This window comes from Sutterella sp. (assembly GCF_052272535.1).
Taxonomy (GTDB): domain Bacteria; phylum Pseudomonadota; class Gammaproteobacteria; order Burkholderiales; family Burkholderiaceae_F; genus Sutterella.
In genome coordinates this window covers 1-3,164 of the sequence record NZ_DAVZJY010000249.1, presented here as the reverse complement: position 1 = coordinate 3,164, position 3,164 = coordinate 1, and the positions used below count along the sequence as shown (strand labels likewise).

Genomic DNA, 3,164 nt, shown 5'->3' with positions numbered 1-3,164 from the left:
GATCGAGAGGACGGCGACGGCGAGAAGGACGCCGACGCAGACGATCGAGAGCGCCGTGCGGCGCACCGAGGGACGGGCGCCTATGGTCTCGAGCGAAACTCCGCGAACGGTGCCGGCAAGGGCGCCGGTGGAGGTGATCGCGACGGTATCGGTCGTAGAGGCCATGACGTTGTCTCCTTCTCTGGAAGTCGGGTTGAAGAAAAGCCTGAGGCGGGCGCGGCGGCTTCAGACGCCGCCTCTTTGCGCTCCCTCATCCCGGAATACATAGCAATCTCCGTGCCAATCAAGGGTTAACCCTAGGAATGCTCGGCGGACGGGGAATCCAGGGATCTTCACCGCTCGCCTTCGATGAGTGCGCACGTTTTCATGCACGCATTGCACCAATTTGGTGCAATGCGCGCTCATGGCGCAGTGCGCCTAGAAGCACATAATCTGACCGTCGGTGCGCTTTTCGGTGGCGCCCGCGAGCGTGCCGTCCTCCGCGCGCAGGATCATCTGGCCGCGGCCCATCTGCGTGAGGTCGGCCTTGACGGTCACCTCGTGACCCATGCGGGCGAGCTTGAGGACTTCGTTTGCGGGCATGTCGGCCTCCACCTCGACCCGGCGGCCGCCGGTCCACTGCCAGCGCGGCGCGTCGAGCGCCTGCTGCGGGTTGAGGTGCCAGTCGATCAGGTTCTCGACCACCTGCACGTGGGCCTGGGGCTGCATGAAGCCGCCCATGATGCCGAAGGGGCCGACGGCCGCTCCGTCCTTCGTGAGGAACCCCGGAATGATCGTGTGGTAGGGGCGCTTGCCGCCCGCGAGGCAGTTGGCGTGCGCTTCGTCGAAGCGGAAGTTGTTCGCGCGGTCGTTGATCGAGATGCCGGTGCCGGGGATCACGATGCCCGAGCCGAAGCCGCGGTAGTTGCTCTGGATGAAGGAGACCATCGTGCCTTCTTCGTCCGCCGTGCAGAAGTAGACGGTGGAGCTCCCGCGCGGGTCGCCCGCCTGCGGGATAAGCGCTTCGGGGCCGATCAGCGCGCGGCGCCGGGTGGCGTAGTCGTCCGAAAGCAGCTCATCGACCGAAACGCGCATCGCGACGGGGTCCGTGACGTGCTCGGCGGTGTCGGCCATCGCGAGCTTCATCGCCTCGATCTGCTGGTGCATCGTCTCGGCCTTGAGCCTCTCGCCCAGGGGCATCCCCGAGAGGAGCTTCAAGGCCATCAGTACCGTGATGCCGTGGCCGTTGGGCGGCATCTCCCAGACGTCGTAGCCGCGGTAGTTGACGCTGATGGGCTCGACCCATTCCGGGACGTAGCTCGCGAGGTCCTCGTAGGTGAGGAGGCCCTTCTTCGCTTCGAAGAACTCCGCCGTCCGCTCGGCCAAAACGCCCTTGTAGAAGGCGCGGCCCTCGGTCGCGGCGATGAGTTCGAGCGTGCGGGCCATGTCCGCCGAGGAGAAGACCTCGCCCGCCTTCGGCGCGCGTCCCGCGGGCGCGAAGTGCTCGAACCAGGGCTCGAACTGCGGGTCGGCGCGGAACTTTGAATAGAGCTTCTCGGCGCGCGCCCAGAGGAACGACACCGTGGGCGAGACCGCGAAGCCGCGGCGCGCGTAGTCGACCGCCGGAGCGAGCACGTCCTTAAAGTCCATCCTGCCGAAGCGCTTCGCGACCTCCGCCCAGGCGGCGACGCACCCCGGAACGTCCGCCGAGAGGACGCCGTAGGCGGGCACCTCGGTGAAGCCGCGCGCCCGGTAGGCATCCAGGGTCGCCGCCAGGGGCGACGGGCCCGAGCCGTTGATGCCGTAGAGCCTTCCGTCCTTCCAGATGAGGACGAAGGCGTCGGAGCCGAGACCATTCCCGGTGGGCTCGACCAGGGGCATGACCGCCGCCATCGCGACCGCGGCGTCCACGGCGTTGCCGCCCTTCAGAAGCGTCTGCAGGCCCACCGAGGCCGCGGTGGGGTTGCCCGCGCAGGCCATGCCGCGGCGGGCGTAGACCACTTGTCGGCGGGAGGCGTGGGGATGGTCGAGGGGATCAAAGACGGGCAGCGGCATCAGATGCTCCATGAAGAGGTGGATGAAGAAATGATTCTAAGAAAATCAAAGAGGTCCGGCGCCCCACCGAGTGGAGCATGCCGGACCTCCGCCGCGCCGCGAGAGGCCCGCCCGGAGCGGACCTCTCAGGGCGCCAAGGTCAGGGAGGAGCGCCCGTATCAGAGCTTTCCCTCCTTCCTCAGGCGCCGCATCACGTCGGCGACGTACTGCATTTCGGCCGGGCGCACGTAGGAGATGCGGCACCATTCAACGGCGGGCGGGAAGGGACGGCCGACGATGATGTTCTCCTTCTTCATCGCCTCGGCGAAGGGCGCGAGCGGAGCCTTGAGGTTGATGAAGCAGAAGTTCGTCTGGCTCGGCAGGTACTCGAGCTTCAGTTCGTCGCAGACCTTCGCCATGATCGCGCGGGCGGCCTTGTTCTCGTCGTTCGAGAGCTTGAGGAACGCCTTGTCCTCGATCTCGGCGAGGCCGGCTTCGATCGCGGGGATCGAGACGAAGAAGTCGTAGGCGATGTGGTCGTGGACCTTCTTGACAGTTTCGGGAACGGCGTAGGCGAAGCCGAGGCGCAGGCCCGCCATGGCGAAGATCTTGGAGAAGGTCTTGAGCACCACGACGTTCGCGAGACCCTCCTTGACGAGCTCGGCCGTGGAGCGGAACGAGGGATCAACCACGAATTCGGCGTAGGCCTCGTCCACGAGGAAGACGGTGTTGGCCGGGCGCGCGCGGATCCAGTCGAAGAGCGCCTTCGTGTCGGCGATGGTGGACGTGGGGTTGTTCGGATTAACGAAGTAGACGACGGCGAAGCCCTTTTCGGCCGCCTTCTTCGCGGCGTTCTTCATCGCGGGGATGTCGATCGACCACTTCGGGCCCATCGTCACCTTCACGACCGGCATGCCGTTGCGCTTGGCGGCCATCTCGCCGTCGGAGTACGTGAGCTCGGGGATGATGAGGGTTGCGTCCTTCTCGTGGGCGTAGGCCTCGACCGACGCGCGGATCGCTTCGGCCGAACCCGACGAGAGGACGATCTCGTTCGGGGAGCCGCCGATGAACTTCGCGCAGGCTTTGCGCAGCGCCTCGGCGCGCACGAAGGGATAGCGGTTGGCGACGGCCGCGGACTTCGCCACCGCCTC

At 66.5% G+C, this 3,164-nt stretch carries 2 protein-coding genes; both read right to left on the bottom strand.

The genetic code is table 11. From position 1 onward, the window contains the following. Positions 1-417: 417 nt before the first annotated feature. Entirely contained in the window at positions 418-2,034 is a 1,617-nt protein-coding gene (locus ACT6Y9_RS09840) for a gamma-glutamyltransferase family protein (RefSeq protein WP_443744393.1), read from the bottom strand. A 158-nt stretch (positions 2,035-2,192) separates the two neighbouring features. Continuing rightward, positions 2,193-3,164: pyridoxal phosphate-dependent aminotransferase (locus ACT6Y9_RS09835; protein ID WP_443744392.1), on the bottom strand; the 972-nt coding region annotated here is incomplete at its 5' end.